Raw genomic sequence first — 26,988 nt, 5'->3', positions numbered from 1 at the left:
CGATCCGGGTGATAATATATATTAGCTTAATTTGAAAATGAAATCTTCTCCGCCGATTGTGATCGTCGCATCATTCTTAAGCTTAACTTCCTGACCTTCTTCCAGCTTCACGCCATCTACCAGTGTAGCATTTGTCGCTTTGTTATCCTTCAGGTAACAACCGTCATCTCTCTGATAAATGATCGCATGTACTCTGCTGATCGCACCGTTTCCGTCAATTGTGAAATCAACACCACGGTTTGCCTTACCAAGCTTAAATACTGCCTTATTTACCATAACACGTTCCTTTGTGTTTACACGGATAATATATGGCATTGCCTTCGGCACACCCGGTGCAGGTTTCTTCTCTTCCTCCGGTGTCTGATCCTGTACAACACTCATGCCACCTGTAAGTTCAACCGTTGTTCCGGTCGCTCCTGTTTCAGGCTCTTCCTTTTCTTCAACAGGAACCGGTGTTGTAAGAGTTTCAGGCTCTACTGCATCCGCCTCATCTACGTCACCCGCTCCCCGAATCTGCTCCGTTGGATTATCAATAACCTCATCATCCTCCATCTCAACAGAAGCCTTCTGAATGATCTTTGCACGGTTGATTCTTATGTTCTTCATAACCGGTGGTTTCTCGATCAGATTATCCAGATCCTGAGTATCGATCAATACCGGTTTTTCTTCCATCTTACTTTCAGCAGAAATCTCTGTCACACCCTCAGCAGTATGTGCAATCTCCTTGATATTAAATGCATGTGGCTTTTCTTCACCGATGTCCGCCAGATCAGCACCCGTCAGCATCTCTGTCATACCTTCTGACTCTTCTGTCTCCTCCGGTGTCTCTATCGGAATCTCTGTCGCAGGCTTAATATCTTCTGCCTCTGCTTCTTCTGTTTCCGGTTCTGCCTCATCATGAGCCGTTTCTTCTAACTCTGCATCTTCATCCAGTGTAAGCTCTTCCAGATTACTCTCATCGAACAGATCCATATTTACAGAATTCAGTGCGCTGTCAACATCTGCATTCAAATCCAGATCTTTGAAGATCGTATTCTCTTCTGTCGGTTCTTCCTCGTACATCTCAAGGCCATCATCGTCATCATCGTCAAATGATATATCCTTAAATTCCGGAAGATCATCCAGAGAGGTATCACCCTGTGGAATATCCACACCCTGAGAAACCTCCACGCCGGAATCTCCAACATCCATAAATTCTTCTTCTACCTGTAATCCGGCAGCCTCCATCAGCTCTGTGATCTGACTTACAAAACCACGGATCGTGAACTTCTCTACATTCAGCATATTTATAAGCTTAGCAACATAATTACAATCTTCATCGTCCGCATATGTTGCATTCAGAATCAGGTCTTTTACAAAAGCCTTAAATTCCGCATTTGCTGCCACATCCGATCCTACCGGAATACAGATCATCTTTACATCAAATGTCACCGGATTTACATATGTAAAATCCTTATTCAGAATAACATATGAAACAGGGATTCCCAGATCACGCATATTCATAATTCCTGATGCAACCCCTCTGATTATACCCAGCATCATCTCTGCATGTACCGTGCCTGAAAGGAGTGCTCCAACTGTTGTTCTGTCCGTTATATTGTATGTAAGATAATCATTCTCATCATCTTCTTCATAAATGATATCAATGAGTTCTGCAATTTTATTATCATCAAGGTAATCAAGCAACTCTTCATCCAGATCTGTCTCATCATCCAAAACATAAGACAAATACTTTTCAGAGCCTATATTTCTTACTTTGAAATTCACTTTTCTCATCAAACAATCCTCCTATCACACGTTCTGCTGTGCATATAAGGTAACAAATTATCCCATTGTTCATGCATACTCTATAAGTATATATAATTTCACCATATATCGCAAGTCTTTTTAAAAAGAAATCGGCAATCTGCCCAATACATTACTGCGTATTAATATGTTCATCATATGTGGATGAGAAGATATGGCTTCCATCTCCGGCATCACTGGTATGATAATATAGATAATCGTTCTCATCCGGATATAATACAGCCTCTATCGATGCCTGACCCGGATTGCAGATCGGTCCTACCGGAAGTCCGGTATTTTTATAAGTGTTGTATGGTGATTCGATCTCCAGATCATCATAAGTAACCTCTGACTTATCATACATTCCGTCTGTCAGAGGGTACAGAACCGTCGGACACATCTGAAGCATCATATCGATCTTTAAACGATTATAGATAACACCTGCAATGATTGGTCTCTCACTGTCAATCTTTGCTTCACGTTCCACGATTGATGCCATGATCAGGATCTGATAATCTGTATATCCAAGATCTGCTGCCTTGGCACTGTATTCTGAGGTATAAACGCTCCGGAATTTTTCCAGCATCGTATCAATCAGACTTGCCGCAGTCGTATCTTCATAAATATCATAGGTTGCCGGAAACAGATATCCCTGAAGGTCATACTTCACACCATCTGTATTCATATCTCCGGTACTGAACGGGATCTGATGGTTCCCATTCTTTACTTCATTCAGGAACTCATCTGCACTGCAAATACCATGTTCCTCGCATTTTGCTGCGATCTGTTCAATACTGTAACCTTCCGGTATTGTCAATGTATCAACGACTTCCTTGACAGGTTCTACATAACAAAGATCCTCTATCATTTCAAGTGTGCTCATTCCGGTATTCAAAGTAAATGTCCCAGGCTGGATCCGTCCTCTGTATTCTGATTCTTTCACTCGTAATACAAATGCATATTCATACTTGATCAGTCCGGCGTCATGCAGGATCGCTGCCACCTTCTTTGACGATGCTCCTTCCGGAATCTCGATCGTTACATCTGTTCCCGATGCGCTCTCCGTCCCCTTGTACTCATCCATAAATCCATCATAGACATTTTTAATCTTTAATCCGCCTATCACAACAAGGGCAATAACGACGACCAATACAATAATTACCTTAATACCTTTTCCGTTCTTCACTCTGCGTTTCTCCTTTTTCTGTTTGTAACTTTTTATTCCCCAATAAAAAATATACCCCAACCCAAAACAATGCATCCAACATTGACTTTGTAAAGCCTGTAATGATATGATAGCCTCATCATAAATGAAAGGATGCGATTTATTTTGGCAAATCCAATAGTAACAATTACAATGGAAAACGGTGATGTTATAAAGGCTGAGCTGTACCCGGACATTGCTCCTAATACAGTTAATAACTTTATCTCACTCGTAAAAAAAGGCTTTTACAATGGTTTGAACTTTCACCGTATCATCAATGGTTTCATGATTCAGGGCGGATGCCCGGAAGGAACCGGAATGGGCGGACCAAACTATAGCATTAAAGGTGAATTCTCACAGAATGGTTTCAAGAACGACCTGAAGCACACTGAAGGTGTTCTCTCCATGGCTCGTTCCATGCGACCGGATTCTGCAGGTTCCCAGTTTTTTATCATGCACAAGGCCGCTCCTCATTTAGACGGTGCATACGCTGCATTTGGCAAAGTAATCGAAGGAATGGATGTTGTAAATAAGATTGCAACAACCCGAACAACTTACGGTGATCGTCCTGTAAAAGAACAGAAAATGGCTTCCGTAACTGTTGACACATTTGGTATTGATTACCCGGAACCTGAAAAAGCCTGACTAAAATTCAGTATAAACTAAAACAGCCATTTTGGAAACACATATTTCTCCAAAATGGCTGTTTTTTTATGTTTTTTCTATGACCGTCACTGCAACTTTCAGCAGGCTTAAGCACTCTTATTTTTCGTTCAAATCTACATCCCAGAAACCGTCTAATGTAGCAAAATAATCATCCGGTGTCTCTGCCCTGCGGATCAGTTTGGTACTGCCGTCTTCACAGAGGAGAACCTCTGCGGATTTCAGTTTGCCGTTATAGTTATATCCCATTGCAAAGCCATGTGCACCTGTATCATGAATTACCAGAACATCTCCCATATCGATCTTTGGAAGCATACGATCAATCGCAAATTTATCATTATTCTCACACAGCGAACCTGTTACATCGTATTTGTGGTCGCATGGTTCATTCTCTTTACCAAGAACTGTAATATGATGATATGCACCATACATGGCAGGCCGCATCAGATTAACTGCACATGCATCTACACCGATATATTCCTTGTGTGTATGTTTCTCATGAATCGCTGTTGTGATCAAATGGCCATAAGGAGCCAACATGAATCGTCCAAGCTCTGTGTAAAGGGCTACGTCACCCATTCCTGCAGGAACCAGGATCTCCTCGTATACCTTTCTTACGCCTTCGCCGATCGCAAGGATATCATTCGGCTCTTTATCCGGTGTATACGGAACACCTACGCCGCCTGACAGATTGATAAAGTCAAGCTTTACGCCTGTCTTTTCCTTAATCTCAACTGCTACCTCAAATAAGGTTCTTGCAAGAACCGGATAGTAGTCATTCGTCACTGTATTGCTTGCAAGAAATGCATGCATTCCAAATCTCTTTACACCTTTGCCCTTCAGGATACGATACGCCTCAATGATCTGATCCTTGGTCATGCCATACTTGGCATCTCCGGGGTTGTCCATGATCGTTGTGGAAATAGAGAAGGTTCCACCCGGATTATATCTGCAGCAGATCTTCTCGGGAATTCCTGCTGTCTTTTCAAGGAAGTCAATATGTGTGAAATCATCCAGATTGATCGTTGCACCAAGCTTCTTTGCAAGGATGAATTCCTCTGCCGGCGTATCATTGGATGAAAACATGATCTCGTCTCCGGTAAATCCCAGTTTATCTGACATCATAAGCTCTGTCAGTGATGAGCAGTCTGTACCGCATCCTTCTTCCTTTAAAATACGAAGAATAGTAGGATTTGGGGTTGCCTTTACCGCAAAGAACTCCTTAAATCCCTTATTCCATGAAAATGCCTGATATAACTTTCTTGCATTTTCTCTGATTCCTTTTTCGTCATAAAGATGAAATGGTGTTGGGTATTTCTTAATCATCTCATCAACCTGTGCTTTTGTTACAAATGGTGTCTTCATGATCATCTTACCTTCCTGTTGTATTTTGTAATTCCGACTATATATTTAAGCACACACATCTGGATTTGTAAAGAATACATATCAGGTTCTGCATTCTTTATCTGTATAATACCACGATCTGTGATCTCTTTATGCATTATTCTCGGCTGCAACAAGGTTATCGCTCTTATGCTTCTTACGAAGGAGCGGCTTCTCGATCTTACCGGTTGCATTTCTCGGTACATCCTCAAAAATAATTCTTCTTGGTCTCTTGTATCTTGGAAGCTCCTTGCAGAATTCATTGATCTCATCTTCGGTACATTCCACACCGTCCTTTGTCTCGATGATCGCTGCCGTGATCTCACCAAGTCGTGGATCTGCAAGTCCTATAACTGCTACGTCTTTGACCTTTGGATATTTACTCAGGAAATTCTCGATCTGTACCGGATAAATATTCTCACCACCGCTGATGATAACATCCTTCTTACGGTCAACCAGATAGATGAAGCCATCTGCATCCTGCTCTGCCATATCTCCGGTATACAGCCATCCATCCTTTAATGTTTCAGCCGTTGCTTCCGGATTCTTATAATAACAGGTCATAACGCCAGGTCCCTTTAATAGCAGTTCTCCAACATCTCCCTGCTTCACATCTTTACCATCTTCATCTACGATACGCACCTGCCAACCATATCCCGGCACGCCGATTGCACCAACTTTATCGATATTCTCTACGCCCAGATGTACCGCACCCGGTCCGATAGACTCTGACAGGCCATAGTTTGTATCATACTGGTGATGTGGAAAATATTCTTTCCAACGTTTGATCAGGCTCTGTGGAACCGGCTGTGCTCCGATATGCATCAGTCTCCATTGATCCAGCTTATAATCTGATAATTTTACTTCACCTGATTCTAATGCCAGCAGCAGATCCTGTGCCCATGGTACTAACAGCCATACAATGGTACACTGTTCATCGGATACAGTTTGAAGAATCGTCTTTGCATTAACACCCTTTAACAGAACTGCTTTTCCGCCTGTGATCAGGCTTCCGAACCAATGCATCTTTGCACCTGTATGATATAAAGGCGGAATACATAAGAATACATCATCCTTTGTCTGTCCATGGTGCTTCTGCTCAACTGTAGCTGCATGCATCAAGCTCTCATGGTTATGTAAGATTGCCTTTGGAAAACCTGTTGTTCCTGATGAGAAATAGATCGCTGCATCGTCACTGTCTTTAATATCTCTCTTTTCAAAGGTACTGGAACAGTTTGCTGTCAGCTTGTCGTAGTCCTCTGCAAATGTTGGGCAGTTGCCACCGGCATATAACAGAATACGCTTCTCTGCGATCTCATCTACAACTGTCTCAACTCGCCCGATAAATTCAGGTCCAAATACAAGTACATCCACATCCGCAAGCTCTACGCAGTATTTGATCTCCTCTGCATCATAACGGAAATTAAGCGGCACTGCCAAAGCTCCTGTCTTTAATGCTCCAAAATAGATTGGAAGCCATTCCAGACAGTTCATCATCAGGATACCGATCTTATCTCCTTTCTGGATTCCCCTGGAAACCAGAAGATTTGCAAAACGATTGGCTTTCTCGTTAAATACATTCCATGTGATCTCCCGTCTATACTGACAGGTTGGATTCGCCTCGATCAGCTCATATTCTCTCCATGTCACTCTTCTCGTCTCTGTGACATCCGGATTAATCTCAACCAGCGCTACATCATCCCCAAATTCTCTGGCATTTCTTTCCAGATAATCTATAATTGGCATACCTATATTCCTCCGTATATTACAACTTTTTCGCTCAAACGCTTTAACGCGTTAAACATCCATACCCTTTAGTATACTCAATCTCATCCGAATACACAAGCAGTTTTTTCTATAAATAATATCAGCTCGGGATTTATCTCTTTACATCTCCGGGTTCATTGCTGCTTTCAAGAAATCAATATACCGGTTCATGAGATTATTTCCACAGAATAATGTAATAGCCAGACCTACGCTTAAGAAAGGACCAAATGCAAAATGATCGTTTTTACCATGGCTTCTGCGAACCAGACAGATCACGCCATAGATTCCGCCAAGGATCAGTCCGATAAAGAAACCAACTACTGTTGCCTTCCAGCCAAGCAAGAAGCCGGCAGCAAACATCAGCTTGATATCTCCGCCGCCAAAGCCTTCCGGAATAATAAGAACGATCAGATATAACGGAAGACTGATACAGATCATACCGATCAGTCTGGATACGATCGTAACCCCATCCATTGCAAGGAACTCAGATCCCGGAGCTGCATCGGACACGAACTGAAGGATCAGAGATACCACACCCATCACGAAAATAATGACATTCAGTATAAACGGGATCTCCATGGTATCCATATCTATAAAGGTCACTACCGTAAGAACCGCCAGAAACAGGAAATAAATAATCCCCTGTAACCCCATTCCGAAAAATCCGGTAAATAAAACTGCTGCCAGACCACCAAATATAACGATCCCTGCATTTCTGAACTTTCCCGGTTCATGCAGCCGCTCTAACTGCTGTTTCTCCGGTATCCGGTAGATCACCTTTGTCAGCAGATAGAAGATCACCATACCTGCAATAAAAAATCCAAGGCAGGCTGCCACCCTGCCAACTGTTCCTGATATCTCCAACCACGTCATATGCTTATACCCCTTTCACCTTTCATCTGTTTATAATTGCCTGCAAATCACCATTTTTATCTCACATGATTCATTCCGGCATGAACTTTACAACTATTTATTTCTATCGCATAACCACATTATATACTTCACGCTTTGGAACGCCACGGTCTGCTGCCGCCTGTTTGATCGCATCCTTCTTCGTCATGCCCTGTTTCTCATACATGGCAACATGTTCTTCTATCGTCATCGAAAGAAATTCCTGCTGCTTTTCTGCTTTTGCCGCAGCCACATCCATGCCCTCGATCACCATCACATATTCACCTCTCGGCTCATGCTCTGCATAATAAGCGATCGCTTCCGACAACAGAAACTGTTCGATTGTTTCATGCCGCTTCGTAAGTTCCCGGCAAAGTGTGATCCTGCGGTCACCAAGTGTATTAAATAATTCCGCAAGTGTCTTCTGCAGCCGGTGTGGTGCTTCATAGATCACCATCGTTCTGGTCTCATCCTTTAATCCTGCAAGAACCTCTGCCTTTTCTTTCTTGTCCTGTGGCAGAAATGCTTCAAATGTAAACCGTCTGGTCGGCAATCCCGATGAGATCAGCGCCGTGATACAGGCGCATGCCCCCGGTACAGCTGTTACGGTTACTCCTGCTGCAAGTGCCTGCCGTACCAGCTCCTCGCCCGGATCCGAGATACCCGGCGTTCCTGCATCGGTTATAACAGCAATATTTGTTCCTGCAAGAAGCTTGTCCACCAGAACCTTCGCCTTATCATATTTATTAAATTCATGGTAACTGGTCATTGGCGTTTTAATCTCAAAATGGTTTAACAGCTTGATACTGTTTCTCGTATCCTCTGCTGCGATCAGATCCACTTCGGACAGTGTACGCACCGCCCGGAATGTCATATCCTCGAGATTCCCGATTGGTGTAGCGACCAGATATAATATACCCGCCATGTAGATTCTCCTGTTCTGTCTGTTTTATTTCTTTGCTTCTCCTTCATACGTGGCAAGAAGCTGTTCCGTGTAAACGCCCGGTTCTTTATAGACGATCAGCGGCGGCTCGATCTTGATTCTGGAATTACCGCCCTTTACGCCCTCTACGATCACCATATTCGGTTCTTTATCAATATATGGATGAATGAGCTGCATCCGCTTCGGTTCCAATCCATTTGCAAGCAGCCCTTCAAAGATCTCCGCCAGCCGGAATGGTTTGTGTATCATATAGAAACTGCCGCCCGGCTTCAGCAGATATGCTGCTGCTTCGATCACATCCGAAAGCGTCACGCAGATTTCATGTCTGGCAATATTCTTCGGTTCATCCGGATTCGTCAGTCCATGATTTCCGCTGATATATGGAGGATTCGATGTCACAATATCAAAAAAGGCCTTCCTGTAATTACAGGAGACCTCTCTGATATCTCCATGATCGATTCGAACCTTTTGTTCCAGATCATTTAATCGGACACTTCTTCCAGCCATCTCTGCACAGGCATCCTGAATCTCCAGACCGATAAATTGGCAGGTGCCGTCAGACGGCTCTTTTGCCGCCAGCAGGATGGGTATCACACCGGTTCCTGTTCCCAGATCCATGTACATGCCATCCCGTCTGTGCTTTACAAAATTTGCAAGCAGCACCGCATCCATACCAAAGCAGAACATATTCGGATTCTGTATGATCTGATGTCCCTTGCATTGCAGATCATTGATTCGTTCATCAGGGAGAAGATCAATCATCAAACTTGGATTTCCCTCCCTTATCTTCCAGTGCTTCCAATGCCTTATATTCTTCGTCGCTGATACGCTCTGTACTTCTGCGTTTCTTCGGCTTGAATTTTAATTCACTGACCGGATATTCCATAACCTCTTTATTGTCATCCTTATCCGTAACAACAATTCTTACCTTCTGGCGAAGAACGCTTACAGATAAGACTTCACCTTTGTTTCCATCTGTTGTACGGACAAAATCGCCAACATTTGGAAGTTTTTCATTCAAGTATTCATATGTGTCCTGTTCATGCTTCAGACAGCACATCAGCCTGCCGCACACACCGGATATCTTTGTCGGATTCAGAGACAGATTCTGTTCCTTTGCCATCTTGATCGATACCGGAACAAATTCCGAAAGATGCTTATGGCAACACAGCTCCCTGCCGCAGATACCGATACCGCCGACCATCTTGGTCTCATCACGGACACCGATCTGCCGGAGCTCGATCCTGGTCTTGAATACAGATGCCAGATCCTTTACCAGCTCACGGAAATCAATTCTTCCATCTGCTGTAAAATAAAACAGCACCTTGTTATTATCAAATGTATACTCCGCCTCGATCAGCTTCATATCAAGCTTATGCTTTGCGATCTTTTCTTTACAGATCACAAATGCTTTTTTGCTCTTTTCCTTGTTATCTTCATTTTTCTTCTTATCTTCATCTGTAGCTACTCTTATGATGGTCTTTAAAGTAGATACGATCTTGCCATCGTCTATATTTCTCTTTCCCAGAACCACTTTGCCGAATTCAACGCCACGGGCAGTCTCCACGATAACAAACTGTCCACATTCTACATCATGATTTCCCGGTGAGAAGAAATAAATCTTGCCGTTCGGTCTGAACCGGACTCCTATGATCTCTTTCATTATTTATTCTCCTTTATAGTCAGAAGCATAAGTTCCATAGCCACATCAAAATTAACATTTGCTTCCAGACGGATCTTCGCCTTATCCATCGCCTTTAAAACATTCTCGATACCCTCATAGGAAATATGAGCTGACTGTTTGCGGATATCTGTATAATATTCCTTAAACATCAGTCGTCCGGCATTTCCTGTGATCTTTAACATCAGGATGTCACGATACCACATCATCATCAGATCAATATAATCACTGATCTTCAGCTTATGATGGTTCATATTCTTGATCGCAAATATAATATCATCGACTGTCATATCCGGGATCCTGCGGAGAATTCCTGTTACATCCTCTATGATCTCTTTATATTCTTCACTGGTCGCAAGCCGGATCGCCTTACCCAGATTTCCCTGCGCAAAGTCCATACAGAAATCTGCTTTTTCCTTTGGAAGCTTCAGCTCATTCATCAGGTAATCCAGTACATCCCGCTCTCTGACAGGCTTGATATTCAGTACGATACATCTGGAAATGATCGTCGGAAGGATCTTGTCAATATTGCTGGTCAGCAGGAAAATGATCGCATACTCCGGTGGCTCCTCGATTGTCTTGAGCAGAGCATTCTGTGCATTTGCATTTAAAAGCTGTGCATCGTCGATCACATAGATCTTGTACCGGCTGCTATACGGTTTGATCGTTATATCTTTATTTACCTGATCACGAATCTCCTCTACCGAGATCACATTTGGCTTGTCATGTGTGACCCATGTAACATCCGGTTGATTATCCGTATCCATCTGCTTGCATGATTTGCACTTGCAGCATGGTTCCGTTCCGCCTTCTTCACACTCCAGAGTCTTGATTATGGCACGCGTCAGAGTCTTCTTTCCGCTGCCTTCTTCTCCATTTATGATATAGCCCTGGGATACCTTTCCCATCTCTATACTTCTCTTAAAATGCTGGATTATATCCTCATGTCCGATAATTTCAGAAAATTCTATCATGCTATTCTCCTTGCTTATGCTATGGTCTTGCCAGCCATTTTTCTACATACGAAGTTATTATATCATGTATTGCCTCTTTTGGCAAAGCTGCATCGACTTTTACGATACGATCGGGACTCATTTCTGCAAGACTTCTATAACCCTCAACAACCTTCTTATGGAAGTCCAGACTTTCCTGTTCCATACGGTCAAGCTCTGCCTGATTTTTCTTTCTGGCAATACCGACTTCTGCATCCAGGTCCATTAAAAATGTCATATCCGGCAGGATGCCCTGCAAGGCAAATTCATTTACTTTATAAACGGTATCAATTCCAAGTCCCCGTCCGATTCCCTGATATACGGCTGATGAATCCACAAAACGGTCTGCGATAACTGCTTTGCCTGCAGATAATGCCGGCTTGATATTCTCCTTTACAAGCTGTGCTCTCGCTGCTGCATATAATAACAGCTCTGTCATATATCCCATCTCTGTAAAATCTTTATTCAAAATGACCTCACGGATCGCTTCACTGACAGCATTTCCGCCCGGATCTCTGGTGATAAGTACATCATATCCCTTTTTATTCAGATAATCCTTTAACAGTTCGATCTGTGTTGTCTTACCGGCTCCGTCCGGACCTTCCATCGTTATAAATATTCCCTGCATATATTCCATGCTCCTTTATGTGTTTAATCATATTTGTAAATGAATGATCGTCATCTAAACATCTGAACTTTTGATGTTTTCTTTACCGCACAGGTTCTGTAACCGGAATATAGATCCCATCCGTCTGATATTCGACTCCGATCATATTCAGACCAGTTTCCACCATCTGCGTAATATCCCGGATCACCTGCCCGTCGATCTTCTCGCCCGGTGTTATAACTGCAATTCCAGGTGGATATGCATATACATAATCTGCCGCTATGCTTCCTTCCGCCTCTGCCAGCTTCTCTCTGCTGCTATCCAGTCTCCACGCTGCTCCCGGCGTCATAACCTGCTCCGGCAGATGAAACCCTGTACTACATAAAACGGCATTCTCCATATCCGGTAGCACCGACATGGAATCTGCATGGTTCATCTGATCTGCATTTCTTCCTGCTTTATCCGCTGCTTCTGTCAGCTCCGAATCTATATGTTTCAATATCTCATAGAGATGCTCAAATGCCTTTTTCTTATCTGCAAATGAGGTCATCAGGATCACATGATGCGTTCCTGCCATCTCAACCACCTGCTGATATTCCGCCGCTAATACATGCGCAAGCCACGGTCCTGTAGCCGGAATGTCGTTTCGGCTGTCCGTTCCCGGTTCTGCCGGGTGCACACCTGATACAGTAAACACAAGCTTACCTTTATCATAAGCATAACATGTCTGCTTCGGTTGTAACAGTCTGATATGCCTTAGTTCCTTACATTTTTTTCGAAAATGCTTTAGTCGTTTTCTATATGCATCAAATACTTCCGGATGATTCCCCGCATATACGACTGCTTTCTCCATGCTCTGTGTGAACAGATAAGAGGGTGATGATGTCTGAAAAATATGCAAATACCGCTCCACCTTCGGAACCAGCTCCTTCCGGTTCACATGAAGAAGTGCTGTCTGTGTCAGTGAAGGAAGCGTCTTATGCGTACTCTGTATGACCAGATCTGCTCCTGCTGCGACCGCTGACAGATTTCGTTTCGGCAAAAACGGGAGATGTGCTCCATGTGCCTCATCTACGATCAATGGAATATTATATGGCTCAAGCACATTTTTAATCCCACAGATATCTGATATCACGCCCTCGTACGTTGGGGATGTGATAACAACCACAGCCGGCAGCCTATCCGTTTTTTTTAGTTCATTTAATGCCTGTTCCATCTGTTCCGGTGTGATATCTGCAAATATATCCGTTCCCGGCAGCAACTCCGGTACGACATATTCCGGCTTCAGATTCAGAAGACTGACTGCATGGCAAACCGATTTGTGACAATTCCGTCCCATCAACACAGATGCCCCCTCCGGTGCACAGGCATACAGGGCTGTCAGGATGCCCCCGGTGGCTCCATTTACCATCATATAGGTTTTCTCCGTACCATAAAACCGCCGCATCTGCTCCAGACTGTCCTTCATGAACAGCTCCGGTTCATGAAGATCGTCCAGCCCTTCTGCTTCCGTAAAATCCCGGAGAAACATATTTTCCCAGAAATCATCTTTAAATACATCCTGCCTTTTATGTCCCGGCATATGCCATGGGTAATAATCCCCTTTCCTGTATCTGTCCAGATATTGATTAATATATTCTTTCAAGCTGATCTCTCCTGTTCTATAAGAAGAAAGACCGGAGAATCTTATCTGCAAAAAAATCCCTGTTCTCTGCAAATAAAACCATCCAGTCTCCATCCTTCATCTTTAGCTGCCAATTATATTATGTATCATTTCCAGCTGACTGCGAAGTGCTTCTACATCGATCTGCCCCGGTGCAGAAGGGATTCCCGCAGTTGCGAATGAGATACAATTTCCGTACATTTCTCCGGTCGTTCTTGTGGATACACCAAGCTCACCCATCGAAATAACGATCAATGGTGTCTGATTTCCAGATTCCTGAAGCTCCTTTGCAGCCTGCATCATATCAACAACCTGCGAGCCATCTTCCGGCATCATTGCAATCTTTGCAATATCTGTTCCGGTATTGATCATATCTTTAAACCGGTTTACGATCTGCTCCATCGGTAGCGTAGTCTTAAAATCATGATTCGATACGATAACCTTTACGCCATGTGCATGTGCTGTCTCGATCACTTCCGTCACGAATGGAATATCATAGAAATATTCTACATCGATCAGATCCGCATATCCGCTTTTGATCACATGCAGAAGCATTTCCCGGTACTGATCCGGTGTAATATCATGACTGCCGCCTTCACTTCTGGTACGAAATGTGAAAATGATCGGGAACTCAGATAACTTATCCTGAATCTTTTCCAGCGTCTTTGTTAATATATCCATATCCAGACAGTCCTCAAAGCAGTCTGCCCGGAATTCTACCAGATCTGTCTTAGATCTTTTGATCGTACGGATCTGCGCATCTACATCATAGTCTGTCGGTGCAACCATCGGTACGCAGATCTTAGTTGCGCCCTCACCGATCCTTACCCTTTTCACTTCTACTACATTCATATCATCTGTGCTCCCGGAATTCTTTTCTCCTGCTATTTCTGTATATCAATGACCTGATCATTTACAAGCTCATCTGCTATGGCTGTTATATCTGCCTTTACTTCTTCGCCTTCTCCGTCTGCCCATACATTGACATTTACAACCAGGTAATCCTTGTCGTTGACAGGATAGAAGTAATAATAATCACGGATATTTGTTCCGTAAACTTCTGAATTTATTACATAGCAGTCCAGTGTCTGGCCATTTGCACCTGTAACCTGCTCCATCTTCTTATCAACTACTTTGCCATCTTCTCCAAGATAATCAAAATATGCTTCAAAGTTCTCGCATTCTTTTTCTTTATCACAGTCCGGTGTCAGTGTGTAGTATACATTGTACTTATCATTGTAAATATCAACTTCAGAATCATCTGCATATCCACGGTCATAGCCGGACGGATCCTTGATCGCGATCGTATAGCTGTCGCCTGACATCTTGATGCCGGAATAGTCCTGATCATCAATATCAGCACTGTCTACGACCATCTCAGAATCATCCTCAATGTCTGAGATATCTCCAAGATCAATATCAGAAGATGTCAGATCTCCAAGACTGATATCATCCTTTATATCTGCTGATGAACCAAGTGCCTTTTTCCATGCAGATACGATCTTTTCCAGATTGTCTGTGTTCATATTATTCTGCATGTAATCATCTGTCATTTCTGTATAATCGATCACATTCTTGGAAGAATCCGGTGTCTTAATCTCAGTACCAAGATCACCTAATTTAATCTCCCCGCTCAAATCTGCATATACAGTAGAATCACCGTTTGTTACCTTCAGGGAATCTATAGCAACTGTATAAGACTTTCCTTTGTTGATATCCTTCAGGCTTCCTGTCAGATCATAAGCAAATACAGGCTGTTCTGCTGCTGAAACTGTCATATGGCTCTCAAATGCATTTGTTGATTTTACAAATGAACTGTTCTGTGTAAGGGTTGCGGTCGTTTCTCCATTTACAACAACTGTCTCTTCCAGCTTCTTTGTATATGAACCCTTGCCATTCTCACTCTTGTCACTGATCGTAACAGATGCAAGTTCTTCTTCATCCTTTGTAACAGAAAGTGCTGCATAGATATCATCAGCCGGACTGTCTGTACCCATAAAGTCAACTGCCAGTGAGGCCTCCGCATTAAGTACAGTAAACTTGTAATCCATACCCAGTTTAACAACTTCATTATGCTTTACATATACATTTAATACAAAATCTCTTGAGAACAGCATACCATAATAGGTTGGTACATAATTAAATATCTGTGCAAGATCTGATCTTGTTATGTCAGCAGACTCAAGCTGCTCATCTGTTATAAATTCAGATGCATATGCATTCAGATAATTACATAATGCGGTAACATATGCCTTTACATCTGCAGTTGGAAGTGTAACTGTATACTGTTTACAGGAAACAGAATCTCCATTGTGATTCTCTACTGTTGCATTTCCGACCTTATCAAAAGAAATTGCCTTCTTAAGATCCTCATTTGCAGGAGTCATATATTTCTCATACAGCTCCTTCACTTTATTCTGTGTATCTGTATCAAGATCAGATGTATCAAGTGCATCCATCATAGATGCCAGATCCATCTTAAACACATCATTGTATAATTCCGGCAATTCAAAATAGATCACCCGGTCAACACAATACACACTTGCGGATAATGCCTGATCTGCGATCGAAAGAGAACCATTCAGATTCATATTATATGAATTGTCACTCTGCTTCTCAAATGCACCATTCAGATCCAGATTAGATCCTGCGATACCATCCATCTGATAGATACTATTGACTGTCATATTGACATCAAAATCCATCTTGTCATCACTGAATTCTGAAATACCGGTTGCCTCCTCCACCGGAGATTTATCTACCGTATCAGTAATTGTTTTCTTGATCGAACTCTTGATCACTTCTTCCGGTGTTTTTCTTACAAGGAAGAATACAACAGCAACAATTGCAGCAACTAATACCACTGCGATAAGTGAGATCAATGCGATCTTGCCGCCTTTTTTCTTCTTTGGTGCAGGAACCTGATATGGAACCTGATCTCCATATGCATTCATTTCCGGCTGTACATAACCGCCATTGCCTGCGTCTGCATTATAGTCTGCATAGCCACCCATATTCGGATCCGCATTATAACCGCCATATGCATTTCCATTTGGATCTGCGTTGTAACCGCCATATGCATTCCCATTTGGATCTGCGTTGTAATTGGCATATTCCCCATTATTCGGAGCTGCCTGATAACCGTCTGGATTTTCTGGAAATCCCTGATTCATATTATTTTCGTCCATTTGTCTTTCCTTTCATAATAAATATGTTACAGAAATCAGCTTTCTGTTTATATTTGTCTTAAGCCCTGACAAATCTTACATTAGTAGATATCTCCGGATTTGTCAAAGCATTTGCCTGATTTTAATTTACTTTTAATACCTCTATATTCCTTTAATCCTCATCAGACAAGCCAAGCTGCCCGATCAGGCTCTTCGGAACATACGCCTCCACGAAAATGCCATCCTCCAGATATTCTTCTGTGATCATTTCGCCATATTTTCGGATAAGCCCCGGTTTTCCCGCTTCCTGATAGGAAAATGTATGGCGGATATAGGTTTTCTGATCCCGGAGAACTTCTTCGATCACCGACAACAGCTCCGGTATACCTGCTCCGGTTCTTGCCGACATATAAACCATACGATCCGCTCTCAGATCCTTGATCGATGACTGATCGGCATCCTCCGGCAGCTTATCGATCTTGTTAAATACCGTGATCACCGGCCGGCCTTTCTCGTCATCAATATTCAACTGTCTGAGCGTTGTATATACTGTAGCAACATGATCATCCCAGTTCGGATCCGATGCATCCACCACATGAAGGATCACATCACTGTATCTGGCTTCTTCCAGTGTTGACTTGAATGCCTCTACCAGATGATGCGGAAGTTTTCGGATGAATCCGACTGTATCCGTAAATAACACCTGCTGCCCCGCCGGAAGCTCCGCATTCCTTGTTGCAGGATCCAGTGTTGCAAATAGCTTATCTTCCTCCAACACTCCGGCATCCGTCAGTTTGTTCAACAGGGTGGATTTTCCTGCATTCGTATATCCTACGATGCTGATAACCGGGATTCCGGTCCGGCTTCTCTGCTTTCGCTGTTCCGTCCGTCGGTTTTCCACCTGCCGCAGATCCGCTTTCAGCTTGGATATACGGTCTCTGATCACTCTTCGGTCAATCTCCAGCTTTTTCTCACCAGGTCCTCTGGTTCCAATTCCGCCACCCAGACGTGACAGGGAATCCCTCATTCCGACCAGTCTGGTCGCACGGAACTTCAACTGTGCAAGCTCGACCTGCAGCTTGCCTTCATAACTGCCTGCATGTGCCGCAAATATATCAAGGATGACCATTGTACGATCCATAACCTTGATCTCCAATGCATCCTGCAGATTCATCAACTGTGCCGGCGACAGCTCATCGTCACACACCACTCCGGTCGCATCATACATTGCGATCATGCTCCGAAGCTCTTCTACCTTTCCTCTTCCAAGATACAGGTCACTGGCTGCCCGGTCCCTGCTCTGGATCAGACGTCCAACCGACTGTGCTCCTGCTGTCTTTAACAGCTCCTCCAGTTCGTCCAGCGACTTTTCTGTTTCAGAAACCTCCACACCATCCATCGCTGCAGCAAACAGGATAACCCGTTCCTCTGTTTCCGCCAGAACCTCGTAGCCGGGTTTCTGTTCATTTTCTGACTTAATCTCCAATTATGCTTCTCTCCTTTATATCAGGATATCTTCAACCATTGTTTATTCCAGTTCGATCCATATTGTATAACTTTCGGATCGGTTGCCTGCCGCATCTTCTGCGTAACAGGATATCTCATAGCTTCCCGGTATATCCTCCACCCTGGAAAGATCTATAACAAGCTCTGCATCCTCTGTTGTATCCTTCTCTGGTGTCCATCTGTATTGGATGATCTGTTTCTCATTGTCATAAGCAGTAATATTTCTGGCGATCAGGTCTGCCAGTTCTTCTTTATCTCCATGATATCCGGCCAGATATAACCGGTCTGGCAGCATCGTAATAACCGGAGCTTCTGTATCAACAACCCGGATAAATATATCCCGCTCTATTTTCTTTCCATTGTCATAGAAAGAATACGCTAACTTATATTCCCCCGGTATCTGATTATCCACCGTACCATCTACCATAAGCCGGTCTGTTACATTCTGTCTGTCCGATGAAAATGCCATGACACCTGTTCTGCTGTCAAACGGTTCACCAATCTTGATCGTATGATCCTCTGCGCCATAGATCGCTGCCGTTCCTTCATACGGGCTGCCATCTGCCGTATCTGTCGGATCCCATCCGGTTTCAGACACATCTGCAAATGTATATGGCTGCTGCGGTCTGCCAAGCGGTCCCGGATAGTCACTGTTAAACAGATAAACCTGTGTCCCCGGCAGACAGTTCTCATAGATCCACTTGACATCTGCCACACATAACCGGATACAGCCAAGGGATGCACCCTCACCAAGCTTGTTATATTCCCATGTTTCCAGCTTATCATGTTTATTTTCTGTATATGGCACAGAATGGAAATAAATTCCTCCATGAATCTGATATGCATATTGTCCATATACATTTCCCTGCAGAAATGCCCATTCCAGACGCTTCTCTGTCGTCGTAAACAATCCGACCGGTGTTGTATCATCCAGTGAGATCGAGCACCGCATTGCTCTTACCGGCACTGTATAATATCCCTCATCATCCAGACTGTATACCGTTACGATATTCAGTGTCCGGTTGATCCTGATCGCATAAGGCATCCCGTTATCATCCAACCGCAGACCATTATATTCCTGTTTCTGCGGAAGCTCTGCAACTTCAAGGATCTCTGCCTCTCTTGTCAGATGAAGTACCTCCTGCAAGGTCTCTGTTCCCTGCCCGGTTCCATCCTCCGGTGTTGCCTCTTTATATATGGATATCTTTCTTCTGCTTGTTTCTCCTGCTCTTGTAACAGCCATCACTCCGATACCCACCAGTACCAGAATATAGACTACAAAAAATAAAAAGCCTTTTTTCTTCATATGTGACCAGACCTTCCAGTTATTTTATTCTAGCATATAACTATTTTATCAAATCTAAATTTATCTTACATATCCGGTTACCCGGTTTTGCTGCGCATTTATTTTCCTGCATCAGAAATCATTTTCTTCCGCAAACCGTCATTTTCACTAAATTACCTCAATCATTTTCTCCATACCTTTTTGCCGTATAAGCTATTTACACTTTTACAAAAATGTATATAATTCTATAAAGCAGAAAGGAGGATGCAGCAATTTTAAATGCTGCCGTTTATATATATGAAAGATTTAACCGAAGGAAAACCAATAAAAGTAATCTGGCTCTACGCTCTTCCAATGATCCTAGGTCAGATCGCACAGCAGCTTTATAACTTCTGTGACTCCGCTATCGTCGGAAACTGTATCAATCCGGAAGCACTTGCCGCAGTTGGAGCGACCAGTGTTATTTCCAACACCCTGATCGGCTTCTTAAACAGTGCCACTCTGGGTCTGTCCATACCGATTGCCCGATATTTTGGTGCGCAGGATAAGAAAAATATGAGAAAATGCATCGGTGTTTCTGCCATTCTCACACTTGTCTCCGCCATTGTACTTACCATCGTAGGATTACTGTTTATCTATGACCTTTTGGTGCTTCTTGATACACCTGAGGAAATTATACATATGGCTGACAACTACGTCAAATATATTTTAGCCGGACTGATCTTCTCCGCTGTTTATAATTTTGGTGCAAATCTGCTGCGTGCTGTCGGTGACAGCAAAACACCGCTTATCTTCCTGAGCATATCCGTTGTATTAAATATCGGTCTGGATCTGCTGTTCATTCAGGTCTTCCAGTCAGGCGTTGCTGGTGCTGCCATCGCAACTGTCATCTCGCAGGCAGTCGCAGGAATTGCATGTTTTATCTATATATTTACAAAGTGTCGTTTTCTGATTCCGGAAAAAGACGAATTCCGTGTTGCCCGTGCAGATTTTAATGATCTGGTACAGTCCGCTCTGGCTATGGGCTTCATGAGCTGCATCGTTAATTTCGGTACTGTCACCTTACAAAGCTCGATCAATAAATTAGGAACAAATATCATTACCGCACATACGGCTGCCAGAAAGATCTTCGACATTCTGGATGTCGTTCTCTATATCATCGGAAATGCAGTTACAACATTTGTCAGCCAGAACCTGGGTGCAAAGCGGATCGACCGTGTAAAAACAGGTGTCCGTGCCGGCATCATTATCAATACGATCGCAACCACGATCATCATTCTGATCGGATTCCCTGCTTCCCCGCTTCTGATCCGGCTGATCGCAGGAACAAATGACCCGGCAGTCATCGATCCGGCAGTTATGTATATAAGGATCAGCGTCTGCTGCTTCTATGTCCTTGGGCCTTTATTTGTTCTCCGCTGTGCAATGCAGGGTATGGGAAGAAAGATCGTACCGGTTCTTTCCAGTACCATGGAAATGGTAGGAAAAATCCTTGCTGTTCTGTTCCTTGCTCCTGCACTTGGCTATCTCGGTGTTGCGATCACAGAACCGATCATCTGGGCAGCCTGCACGCTCATGCTTACGATCATGTACCTGTCCAATCCTCCGGAGAAAATGTTTGCTTCTATTTTAGGATCTTCTTCAGCATATGAACACGATTAAATGGGAATGAGAAATAATATCCGTCTGCAAAATCATCTGTCACCGCCATGAATTCTCTGGCGATCTGGACACCACAGGCTTCTCCTTCTTCCCGGCTCATATCTTCCCGGTATCGTTCTATGATCGTATCCGGTATCTCAATACCGGTCATTTCGTTTTTCATAAATACCGCATTTTTGCGGCTGACAAGGGGCATCAATCCAACCAGGATCGTTGCCCCGGTTTCTTTTTTCATCTTCCTTATAACATCTGCCTGCTCGGCTGAAAAGATCGGCTGTGTCATAAAGAAGGTCGCTCCCGCTGCCATTTTTCTTCTGATCCGTTCTGTTTCTGCCTTGGTATTCATCCGGTTGTGATTGATCGCCCCGCCATAGGTAACCGGATGGTCGGTAAATGTATCACTGTTCATCTCCTGAACAATCTTCATCATTCCAACCGAATCAAAGTTAAATACACTCTTTGTTGTCTGACGGAACAGTACCGGAACCGGATCCCCTGTCAGCAAAAGGAAGTTCGTGATGTGGTTCAGACTTGAACCAAGGATCGTAGAACGGATCGCAATCGCATTCTTATCCCGACAGCAGATATGCGGCATTACACATAATCCGGTCTCCAGCCTGATCTTCTCTGCCATCAATACGGAATCCGCTCTGGTTCTTCCGGATGGGGAATCCGGGAAAGTTACAACATCGACCTCTGCATTTTTTAATATATGCGCCGCATCTAATAGCTTTTCATCATTTGCATTCAATGGTGGCACCAGTTCAACTGCGATCAGTTTGTGGGCAGGCTCTTTCACCCGGCGTTCCATAAATCCATATGCCGGATGCTCAGAGACAGTAATCTTCTCTGCCTCTGTTTCTGTTTTCCTAACCGGATGATCGGCTGATATGCCTGCTGCGATCCTTCGGATATACTCCGGTGTTGTACCGCAGCAGCCGCCAAAGATACCGACATCAAGAGCTGCGATCTCTTCCATCTTCTCAGTAAAATATTCTGCATTATCTGTGAATGTCAGACGATTGTTCAGATACTTCGGGTATCCGGAATTTGGAAACACCGACAGAAATGTCGTATCGTCCGGTACGATCTTCCGGATCAGCTTCTCCATATGTCCGGGACCGACACCACAGTTTAAACCGGTACCATCAATATACGGGCAGGCATTTGCCTCTGCGATCAGACGTTTTGCAGACAGCCCTGTATTGCTGTAACCAAACTGATTCACGCTGAAATGTACCAGGATCGTACAGTCATGGTTTTCTTTCAGATATGTAACCGCCGGAAGGATCGTTTCGAGCTCCGGGAAGGTCTCAAATAACAGGATATCGATTCCCTGACTGAGCAATGTTTCTCCAATCGCAATATATTCCTGTGTCAGCCGGTCAGAATGCAGCATACCTTCGACAGGAATCGGTCCGATATCACCTGCAAGATAAATTTCCCGATCCACTTTGCCCGCTGCCATTTTTGCACACATAACCGCTGCACGGATATTCTCTTTCACTTTTTCCATATCAGCAGAAAGACTCTTTGTATTTGATGCAAATGTATTCGTCCGGACAAACTGTGCGCCGGCCTCTATATATTCTGTATGGATCCCGATAACACGCTCCGGCGCTTTTATATTAGCAAGCTCCGGAAGATTGGAAAGTCCTGCACCATTTTCTGCCCTGCTCCCATCCCCATATAACGATATATAATAAGTACCAAACGCTCCATCTGCAATGATACGTTTTGTCTGTATGTATTCCTTTAATTTCATAAAAATCTGCTTATCTCCTTGTTCGTTTCAAAATCCGACTTGCACAACATTATAAATCAAAAAATGATCTGCATGCAAGTCTGTCATTTCTGACTATCCTGCCTACAGATCATTTCATTTAATCAGAACATTATGATACCTTTATCATCTGCTCTTTTTCAGCAACGTACTTCATCATCCGAAGCACATAGGATGGCATCTTTCTTTTTCCTGCCTCCCAATCCTGCACGGTACGATATGGAATTCCATAATAGTCACAGAACTTTTTACGGTTCATTCCCATACTGTCTCGAAGTTTCCGGACTTCATTTCCATATACTTCTCTCTCATCCATTCTTGTTTCCTCCTTAACCCATTTGTATTCGTCCCCAAAACCAATACAGCATCAGTTTACAAAAATACCGGTCAATTTGCAATAGTCCCTGCAAAAATGTCCCGTTTTCTGTCTTATTTTACCGTTTTTTAGTCGTTTCAGGAATATATTGAACCCAGACTCCCTTATCAGAGTCAGATCAACTGTCTGTTTTTTGCTTCCAGTACTGCACCAGCTTTATCTTTTACACCTAACTTTTTATACGCCTGTGCCATATGATATTTTACATTTGCTTCCGTCATATCGAGCTGCTCTGCAACCTGTATTCTGGAATATCCTTCTGCCAGAAGTTTAATGATACGGATACCGGTTTCATTTAACCGGACCTCAGCCTTTCCTGCTTTGAGATACCCCGGATACGACTTTGCAACATTCTCCGTTTCCTTCATTACCTGTCTGTAATACTGGCGGTGTGTTTTCACCAGTTCTGCATCCTCCTCTGCCTTACCCTCGTCATCCGGAAATGCCTGTAGCAATGGATATATAGCCGCTCCTTCTCTGGATATCACCCTTACAAAATGGTACTCTTCCGCTTCTGCAAGACCTTTCTGAAGAACCACTTTCCAGTCATCATTTCCCATCCGGTACAAAGTAACCGCCATCAACAGATTACATTCTATCCGGATATAAGTACGCTTCATGACATCTGCATAATATTGCAGCTTTACTAGCAGATTATATGCCTGATCATATTTTCCACGCTGGATATATACCCGCACCTTCGTTATATATAAGAAACGCTCATAGATCGAAAATTCCACATTTTCATCTGCCGTCTGTTCCATCCATCGGTTCACTTCTGACCACTCGCCCTTGTACAATGCACACCGGATCAGAAATGCCTGTATATTCGGAAGTAGCTTTTCTGCACCTTCCTTTTCTGCTTTTTCATAAAAGCTGCGCAGAATCTCTTCCGCCTCCTGAACTTTTCCATTTATGATATGCAGCCATGCCAGGATTCCATCTGCTACAAAGCACTGCTCGATCTTGCCGCCTGCTTCTGCCTGCATCCGTCCTTTATTTGCAAGGACAGCAACCTCGTAATTGTCTTCGCCTTTTTCAAAAAAGCTCTCTGCCAATGCCAGATTGACCAACCCTTTGCCGTATTTGCCAAGAACAAATTCCACAAGCTTACCTATCTTGCCTGCCAGTTCGCGGTCTTTTTTACTCCATTCACAGAAATCCTTGCCGCCGTTCATCATCGATGGCTGGTTGGATGTAACTGATAATTCTCCAAGCGTTGCCTGCCGGTCAAATACCAGCCGGTATGCCTGCTTCATAATATTGACCATATCCACAGAACCTCTGTGCGGCAATCCGATCTCCAGATACAACAGATTATTTTTTGCGATTCTCCGGCTACTGCCCTGATGACTGTCTGCATATGCCCGCAGTTCCTGATACCACCGTTCACTTTCTTCCGGATTCAGCAATAGCGATTGCAGCATACTCATGCCACACATAAGCTCCGGACTTTTTTTCACGCTCTCTTCCGGCAGTGCGAGATAATATTGCTTCAATTCATAAAAATATGCGCTGTTTGGTGATTTTCTTGCATTGTCGATCAGGATAGAAAGCATCCGTTCTGTTGAACCTGCTTTCTCATACATTGTAAGTGCCTGCATTGGATCACCAGCTAACTGATAGAACAGTCCGGCATTTTCATATACATTTTTTATCTGTTCCTTTGTGTACTTTCTGTGCATCCTGCGCTGCATGGATAACCGCATATGATCTCGAAGCTTATAGATTTTTTCTCCGTTTGCTCCCATCTGTTCATCTAAGAAATTACCCATCCATCTTGCATGTTCGATCAGATTTTCTGCATCATTTGTTCCTGTGATCATCTCTGCCAGACGAACCGTAAATGTATCCACGATCGATATCTTCATCAAGAATTCCTGCATACGGATATCCCACTTGTCGTATACATGAAATTCCAGATAATTCCACATCTGCTCTGTTACTTTTCTGGAATATTCATCATACTCTGAATCAGTCAGTCCATTTGTATATCCCAGTTCATAATACATGGACATTGCCACGCACAATGCAAATGCCATACCTCCGGTTTCGCGTGACAGACGCTGCTTCTGGGCTTCTGTTAAAACCATCTGTGTCTGTTCCACATATTTTAATATAGCCTGCATGTCCATAATAAGCATGGTTTCATCTATGATATAGAAGCCTTCCCGAAACCGGATCGTGGTAAGCCACGGCGGAACCGGGCATCGTCCTGACAAGATCACCCAGACATCTTCCCTCACGATCAACCGGAAAATAGCATCCTGGATTGCATCATCTTCTTCCCAGATCAACTCATGCAGATCATCGATCACTATGATCTTCCGCACCGCTCCTTCCGGAATCTGAAGTTCCTCCAGTGTTATCGTTCCTGCATGAAGCATTTTGTATTTTCTCTTTCCAAGATAGCGAGTGATCAGGGTGCTTTTTCCTGTTCCACTGACTCCATATATGTACGCGGTTACATTCTCATCATCTGCTGTCTTTAATAACCGCCACGCTTTTTTCGGTTTGATATAACAGTCTTTTTCTATTAATCTTGTTCCGTTCATAACCGCTGTCCTTTCGTTTGTTCCTTCTTCTCCGTGAATATCTGCGATTTCTCCGTTCTTCGAACTCCCGAAATCGCCACAGGCATTCGCATTCCGGACTTTCGTCCTTCTTGCTCATGTCTGTTTGCCCGGCAAATAATTACACAGCTTCGCCTGCTAGCAGGCATGCTGTCATTTGCATATTTCTTCTCCGTGAATATCTGCGATTTCTCCGTTCTTCGAACTCCCGAAATCGCCACAGGCATTCGCATTCCGGACTTTCGCCCTTCTTGCTCATGTCTGTTTGCCCGGCAAATAATTACACAGCATGCCTGCTAGCAGGCATGCTGTCATTCGCTTATTTCTTCTCCGTGAATAACTACGATTTCTCCGTTCTTCGAACTCCTGAAATCGCCACAGGCATTCGCATTCCGGACTTTCGTCCTTCTTGCTCATGTCTGTTTGCCCGGCAAATAATTACACAGCTTCGCCTGCTAGCAGGCATGCTGTCATTTGCATATTTCTTCTCCGTGAATATCTGCGATTTCTCCGTTCTTCGAACTCCCGAAATCGCCACAGGCATTCGCATTCCGGACTTTCGCCCTTCTTGCTCATGTCTGTTTGCCCGGCAAATAATTACACAGCATGCCTGCTAGCAGGCATGCTGTGTAATTGCTTGCCGGGGTTATTCACTCATTATATCACTTGTTTTGGTACACTGTACACTGGACAAACGGCTAGTGTTGCACGCTTTTTTATAATTTTTAATTCTTTCTAACAAAACACTTGCTTTTTTCAGGAGAAATATTTATACTAATACAGGTGTTGGGAACCATACATTTGAGTATGGATTTTCTTTCGGCGCGTGGCTCAGCTTGGTAGAGCGCTTCGTTCGGGACGAAGAGGTCGCAGGTTCAAATCCTGTCGCGCCGATTTTTTTGTGCTCTTTTTTACGCACAGTTATAAAACAATCCGTTTTTCCAAATCTTAAAAATGGAAGAACACATTACCCATTATTACGCAAGACGTTTGCACTCTATTCTAACGCAACGGTGCTAAGTTCCCCGCCTTTGGCGGCTCACTAAGAACCGGCGTT

General features: G+C 43.6%; 20 protein-coding genes and 1 tRNA gene. 3 read left to right on the top strand and 18 right to left on the bottom strand.

The window, feature by feature from the left end:
- Nucleotides 1-21: 21 nt before the first annotated feature.
- Both WKT03_RS01635 and mltG read right to left on the bottom strand, forming a co-directional pair.
- Nucleotides 22-1,776 (bottom strand): FHA domain-containing protein, encoded by a 1,755-nt coding sequence (locus WKT03_RS01635; protein ID WP_117784637.1) that lies wholly within the window; start codon nt 1,774-1,776, stop codon nt 22-24.
- A 142-nt stretch (nt 1,777-1,918) separates the two neighbouring features.
- The gene (mltG, locus tag WKT03_RS01630) at nt 1,919-2,971 is read right to left on the bottom strand and encodes an endolytic transglycosylase MltG (protein ID WP_340390818.1); all 1,053 of its coding nucleotides are present in this window, start codon (nt 2,969-2,971) and stop codon (nt 1,919-1,921) included.
- A 144-nt stretch (nt 2,972-3,115) separates the two neighbouring features.
- Here mltG and WKT03_RS01625 point away from each other — a divergent pair, with 144 nt between their 5' ends.
- On the top strand, nt 3,116-3,634 hold the full coding sequence (locus WKT03_RS01625; RefSeq protein ID WP_021944557.1) for a peptidylprolyl isomerase: 519 nt from the start codon (nt 3,116-3,118) through the stop codon (nt 3,632-3,634).
- Nucleotides 3,635-3,751: 117 nt separating this feature from the next.
- On the opposite strand, the gene WKT03_RS01620 is transcribed toward WKT03_RS01625, so the two are convergent.
- From WKT03_RS01620 to WKT03_RS01560, 13 genes are all read right to left on the bottom strand, one after another.
- Nucleotides 3,752-5,020 carry a diaminopimelate decarboxylase gene (locus tag WKT03_RS01620; protein ID WP_340390869.1) on the bottom strand — a complete coding sequence of 423 codons (1,269 nt, stop codon included), beginning with the start codon at nt 5,018-5,020 and terminating at the stop codon, nt 3,752-3,754.
- Nucleotides 5,021-5,146: 126 nt separating this feature from the next.
- A complete protein-coding gene (locus WKT03_RS01615; protein WP_117784635.1) occupies nt 5,147-6,781 on the bottom strand; it encodes a class I adenylate-forming enzyme family protein in 1,635 nt (544 codons plus the stop codon).
- 141 nt (nt 6,782-6,922) lie between these two features.
- Nucleotides 6,923-7,675 carry a prepilin peptidase gene (locus tag WKT03_RS01610; protein WP_118663534.1) on the bottom strand — a complete coding sequence of 251 codons (753 nt, stop codon included), beginning with the start codon at nt 7,673-7,675 and terminating at the stop codon, nt 6,923-6,925.
- A gap of 103 nt (nt 7,676-7,778) precedes the next feature.
- Entirely contained in the window at nt 7,779-8,618 is an 840-nt protein-coding gene (rsmI, locus tag WKT03_RS01605; RefSeq protein ID WP_117784633.1) for a 16S rRNA (cytidine(1402)-2'-O)-methyltransferase, read from the bottom strand.
- Between the two features lie 24 nt (nt 8,619-8,642).
- Nucleotides 8,643-9,401 (bottom strand): tRNA1(Val) (adenine(37)-N6)-methyltransferase, encoded by a 759-nt coding sequence (locus WKT03_RS01600; RefSeq protein WP_340390817.1) that lies wholly within the window; start codon nt 9,399-9,401, stop codon nt 8,643-8,645.
- On the bottom strand, nt 9,391-10,299 hold the full coding sequence (locus WKT03_RS01595) for a PSP1 domain-containing protein (RefSeq protein ID WP_118482851.1): 909 nt from the start codon (nt 10,297-10,299) through the stop codon (nt 9,391-9,393). Before WKT03_RS01595 ends, WKT03_RS01600 begins: the two co-directional genes overlap by 11 nt.
- The gene (locus tag WKT03_RS01590; protein ID WP_021944362.1) at nt 10,299-11,291 is read right to left on the bottom strand and encodes a DNA polymerase III subunit; all 993 of its coding nucleotides are present in this window, start codon (nt 11,289-11,291) and stop codon (nt 10,299-10,301) included. Before WKT03_RS01590 ends, WKT03_RS01595 begins: the two co-directional genes overlap by 1 nt.
- Before the next feature lie 19 nt (nt 11,292-11,310).
- The gene (gene tmk, locus WKT03_RS01585) at nt 11,311-11,937 is read right to left on the bottom strand and encodes a dTMP kinase (protein ID WP_117822480.1); all 627 of its coding nucleotides are present in this window, start codon (nt 11,935-11,937) and stop codon (nt 11,311-11,313) included.
- A gap of 82 nt (nt 11,938-12,019) precedes the next feature.
- Complete coding sequence (locus tag WKT03_RS01580; protein ID WP_182429549.1) at nt 12,020-13,561, bottom strand: aminotransferase class I/II-fold pyridoxal phosphate-dependent enzyme; 1,542 nt, start codon at nt 13,559-13,561, stop codon at nt 12,020-12,022.
- Between the two features lie 102 nt (nt 13,562-13,663).
- A complete protein-coding gene (gene aroD, locus WKT03_RS01575) occupies nt 13,664-14,431 on the bottom strand; it encodes a type I 3-dehydroquinate dehydratase (protein ID WP_021944359.1) in 768 nt (255 codons plus the stop codon).
- 32 nt (nt 14,432-14,463) lie between these two features.
- Nucleotides 14,464-16,767 carry a hypothetical protein gene (locus WKT03_RS01570; RefSeq protein ID WP_118663532.1) on the bottom strand — a complete coding sequence of 768 codons (2,304 nt, stop codon included), beginning with the start codon at nt 16,765-16,767 and terminating at the stop codon, nt 14,464-14,466.
- A 151-nt stretch (nt 16,768-16,918) separates the two neighbouring features.
- The gene (hflX, locus tag WKT03_RS01565) at nt 16,919-18,145 is read right to left on the bottom strand and encodes a GTPase HflX (protein WP_117808126.1); all 1,227 of its coding nucleotides are present in this window, start codon (nt 18,143-18,145) and stop codon (nt 16,919-16,921) included.
- Nucleotides 18,146-18,274: 129 nt separating this feature from the next.
- On the bottom strand, nt 18,275-19,558 hold the full coding sequence (locus WKT03_RS01560) for a L,D-transpeptidase family protein (protein ID WP_117807799.1): 1,284 nt from the start codon (nt 19,556-19,558) through the stop codon (nt 18,275-18,277).
- A gap of 276 nt (nt 19,559-19,834) precedes the next feature.
- Here WKT03_RS01560 and WKT03_RS01555 point away from each other — a divergent pair, with 276 nt between their 5' ends.
- Entirely contained in the window at nt 19,835-21,199 is a 1,365-nt protein-coding gene (locus WKT03_RS01555; RefSeq protein ID WP_117808127.1) for an MATE family efflux transporter, read from the top strand.
- Here WKT03_RS01555 and WKT03_RS01550 read toward each other — a convergent pair.
- From WKT03_RS01550 to WKT03_RS01540, 3 genes are all read right to left on the bottom strand, one after another.
- Nucleotides 21,162-22,964, bottom strand: coding sequence for a bifunctional homocysteine S-methyltransferase/methylenetetrahydrofolate reductase (locus tag WKT03_RS01550; protein WP_340390816.1), 1,803 nt, complete (start codon nt 22,962-22,964; stop codon nt 21,162-21,164). The two genes, WKT03_RS01555 and WKT03_RS01550, sit on opposite strands and share 38 nt — an antisense overlap.
- Nucleotides 22,965-23,094: 130 nt before the next feature.
- Nucleotides 23,095-23,298, bottom strand: a complete 204-nt coding sequence (locus tag WKT03_RS01545; RefSeq protein ID WP_021944353.1) for a helix-turn-helix domain-containing protein — start codon at nt 23,296-23,298, stop codon at nt 23,095-23,097.
- 173 nt (nt 23,299-23,471) lie between these two features.
- A complete protein-coding gene (locus WKT03_RS01540) occupies nt 23,472-25,913 on the bottom strand; it encodes a LuxR C-terminal-related transcriptional regulator (protein ID WP_340390815.1) in 2,442 nt (813 codons plus the stop codon).
- Between the two features lie 838 nt (nt 25,914-26,751).
- Here WKT03_RS01540 and WKT03_RS01535 point away from each other — a divergent pair.
- Nucleotides 26,752-26,825 (top strand) — tRNA-Pro (locus tag WKT03_RS01535).
- The last annotated feature ends 163 nt before the right edge of the window (nt 26,826-26,988 follow it).

It is taken from the genome of Coprococcus sp. HCN-4056 (assembly GCF_037892645.1).
Lineage (GTDB): Bacteria > Bacillota > Clostridia > Lachnospirales > Lachnospiraceae > Coprococcus > Coprococcus ammoniilyticus.
This window is presented reverse-complemented; position numbering and strand designations above follow the sequence as displayed.

Coding starts and splice junctions, on each gene's coding strand:
- WKT03_RS01635 (WP_117784637.1), bottom strand. CDS start 1,776: ATGAGAAAAGTGAATTTCAAAGTAAGAAATATAGGCTCTGAAAAGTAT.
- WKT03_RS01615 (WP_117784635.1), bottom strand. CDS start 6,781: ATGCCAATTATAGATTATCTGGAAAGAAATGCCAGAGAATTTGGGGAT.
- WKT03_RS01610 (WP_118663534.1), bottom strand. CDS start 7,675: ATGACGTGGTTGGAGATATCAGGAACAGTTGGCAGGGTGGCAGCCTGC.
- rsmI (WP_117784633.1), bottom strand. CDS start 8,618: ATGGCGGGTATATTATATCTGGTCGCTACACCAATCGGGAATCTCGAG.
- WKT03_RS01595 (WP_118482851.1), bottom strand. CDS start 10,299: ATGAAAGAGATCATAGGAGTCCGGTTCAGACCGAACGGCAAGATTTAT.
- WKT03_RS01590 (WP_021944362.1), bottom strand. CDS start 11,291: ATGATAGAATTTTCTGAAATTATCGGACATGAGGATATAATCCAGCAT.
- tmk (WP_117822480.1), bottom strand. CDS start 11,937: ATGCAGGGAATATTTATAACGATGGAAGGTCCGGACGGAGCCGGTAAG.
- aroD (WP_021944359.1), bottom strand. CDS start 14,431: ATGAATGTAGTAGAAGTGAAAAGGGTAAGGATCGGTGAGGGCGCAACT.
- WKT03_RS01570 (WP_118663532.1), bottom strand. CDS start 16,767: ATGGACGAAAATAATATGAATCAGGGATTTCCAGAAAATCCAGACGGT.
- hflX (WP_117808126.1), bottom strand. CDS start 18,145: ATGGATGGTGTGGAGGTTTCTGAAACAGAAAAGTCGCTGGACGAACTG.
- WKT03_RS01560 (WP_117807799.1), bottom strand. CDS start 19,558: ATGAAGAAAAAAGGCTTTTTATTTTTTGTAGTCTATATTCTGGTACTG.
- WKT03_RS01555 (WP_117808127.1), top strand. CDS start 19,835: ATGAAAGATTTAACCGAAGGAAAACCAATAAAAGTAATCTGGCTCTAC.
- WKT03_RS01550 (WP_340390816.1), bottom strand. CDS start 22,964: ATGAAATTAAAGGAATACATACAGACAAAACGTATCATTGCAGATGGA.
- WKT03_RS01545 (WP_021944353.1), bottom strand. CDS start 23,298: ATGGATGAGAGAGAAGTATATGGAAATGAAGTCCGGAAACTTCGAGAC.
- WKT03_RS01540 (WP_340390815.1), bottom strand. CDS start 25,913: ATGAACGGAACAAGATTAATAGAAAAAGACTGTTATATCAAACCGAAA.